1 protein-coding gene is annotated in these 2,503 nt (G+C 41.6%); it reads right to left on the minus strand.

The features are described from left to right. Positions 1-175: 175 nt before the first annotated feature. Entirely contained in the window at positions 176-2,260 is a 2,085-nt protein-coding gene (locus tag KDK15_RS19775) for a hypothetical protein (RefSeq protein ID WP_257297115.1), read from the minus strand. Positions 2,261-2,503 lie beyond the last annotated feature (243 nt).

Consider the following 2,503-nt stretch of genomic DNA (forward strand, 5'->3'; position numbering starts at 1 on the left):
GATGGTAGAAAAAACAGAAAAATCCAGATTTATATGAGGGGTGCTGAACAGTTACTAATAATTAATGCATGCCAGAAGTCGTCGGAGCTGAAATTCGATTGATGCTTGTGCAAAGCATTCATGGACTCGTCATTGGATATGTTTTGCTGTTCAATGGTTTCTGGCAGTTCTGTATTCAAACGGCCACTGACGGAATGTCCCGTACTTCGCCCCAAAAACAGCGGTAATCCTCCGGATTCAGCCCTAATTTCCTGAGGTATTCATTGGTTTTAAGCTGAACTTCCTCTGCCGTATAATCTTTACAGGATTGGATATCTTCAGGCACAGGCTGCAAAGGGACATTCTCCTTTCTGCATTGATGAATATAGTGAAACCAGGCGTGTAAAAACTGGTTAATCAATTTGATTTCCTGTACCGTTTTCGGGCAACGGAAAAATCGAAATTCCAGCGTTGACAATTCTTTGACTTTGCTTGCTCCGGTAATATGCAATAAAGACATTGCCATATACTTTTCCGAAATATTATTACCAATATAACCAGCCCCCCATTGTATGGTCGTCATATGAACAAGCTGGCTATAAAAATGTGCAAATTGCTTAAGCCTGTCTTTTTTTTCCGGGTCAGTATTCCCTTTCTGGCTTAGCTTTTCAGTATCACTTTTATCTATTTTTTTATTGTATCGATCAATGATTATATTTAGCCGCTTCACGGCAAATAGTTTTGTGTCTGGGTTGTAATCAGCAAATGTTTTATACCATTTAGATTCATCTTCCTGCAAGATGCGATCATTATTCCCAAACGCCCTCAGCAAAAAAGGGTTTCGCTGGATCTCAGACTCCATCGCCAGAAGCACACCGGTATCACCCTGAGTGGCACTCAAGGCATCGACGTGTTTATGCCCGGAGCTATAATCAATCAATCCATCGTTGCGCATTGAATCAATAACGTTAATGACCTCCTGAAAAGATAATTCCGCACGTTGATCATCAGAATGGTAAGGTGTGCAGTTTAATTCAAACCACTTTTCCGAGTCATAAAAAGGGACTACGGTAAAGCTATTATCAAAACCATAACATGCATCTGGTTTGTAAGGGGTAGCGCCGCAATAAATCATCCCTTTATCTTCCAGTCGAAATGAAAAAATGTTAACAAGCCGACCCCGTGTATCAGAAAATTCATTTTTTACATCATATTCAAGCTCTTCACCAAATTTAAGGTTTAATTTTTTGGCCGGCTTCGCTTCATTGACAGTGGAAAAAGAGCAGCCATCAAACATGGCATTGACAATACCATCACAGCGCCCGAAAAAAACAACATCCATAACCTGTCGATTAAAATGCTCTCTCACATTATTTTCGTTGTTGCGCAGACTAATGGTTAACATATTTTTGGATCTATACGGTGCACAGGCACTGTCAATCAATTCCTGCCTGAATTTTACGGCAAAATTAAAGACAACACTCAACTCGGAAAAAAAGCCTCTTCCAGCAAGAAGGGTTTGAAAAAATGGAAATATACCCTTCAGCAATTTCTCGTACGTAAATTTATATTCGCGAAAGTCATTTGCAAACTTAAACCGTGGGGTAACATCCGGCATGTTCTTTTTTTTGTTAAGATAATCAACCAGCATGTTCCCCATACTATAACGTAATACAGGGCGATTTAATTTTGCTGCCTCTGCTGCCTGTTCGGTAAAAATAGCCTTCAGGTAAGACTGTATCTCTTCAACCCGCGCCTGGCTGATGGTTTTACCCGCCACATATTTATCGGGACTGCTTTCAGCAATAAAACACCGGTCATGGACCAGACCTTCCTGAGATAAAATAAAATCGACAAAAATCCCTGTGATTTCGTCTCTTTGGTCATCTTCATGATATTCCAATGCGATTTCGTCGTATCTCAACGAATGTATATGGTTTTCAATGGTACTTCGAAAACACTCAGCCACCTCCTCAGCGGTATACGTTTCGTTGACTCTGCCTCTGGCTGCTGCGGCCTCACAACCAGCAGCAGTAGCCCAATGGGAAACTGTTCGCTCGGGAATAGTTTGATCAGCCATCGGATGACAGCAAAATGGTACAATAGAACCAATATTTGATATTCGCTTTGCCTGTGCAGAGAATTTATCTTTGATACATCGCTTTCTTGAAAAACTCTTGACTGCTCTCTGCTCTGAATCAGAACTTTCATCACCTTTTATTTCAGCAAGACTGCTTTTATCAAGTCCGTAAGCATCCGTTCGGGTCGTGTTTATATTCATAAAGTCCTCCATTAATCACATTTAATTCTTTTAGCTATATGAGCTTGGACTGTTAACCCTTAAAAAAATTCCATTACCATGATCTCTGAGTTTTATGGGGGACGGCGGTGGGGCCACGAGTCGGCTCGCATGGGAACCGACCACGGGGAGCGTTCTTCAGGGTTTCGCAACAGCCTTGGGACCGTGGTAACGGTGTGCCGCAGCACACCAATGGAGTCTGAAGGATAATTCTCCTGATGTGTG

The organism is Endozoicomonas sp. YOMI1 (assembly GCF_024606345.1).
Taxonomy (GTDB): Bacteria; Pseudomonadota; Gammaproteobacteria; order Pseudomonadales; family Endozoicomonadaceae; genus Endozoicomonas.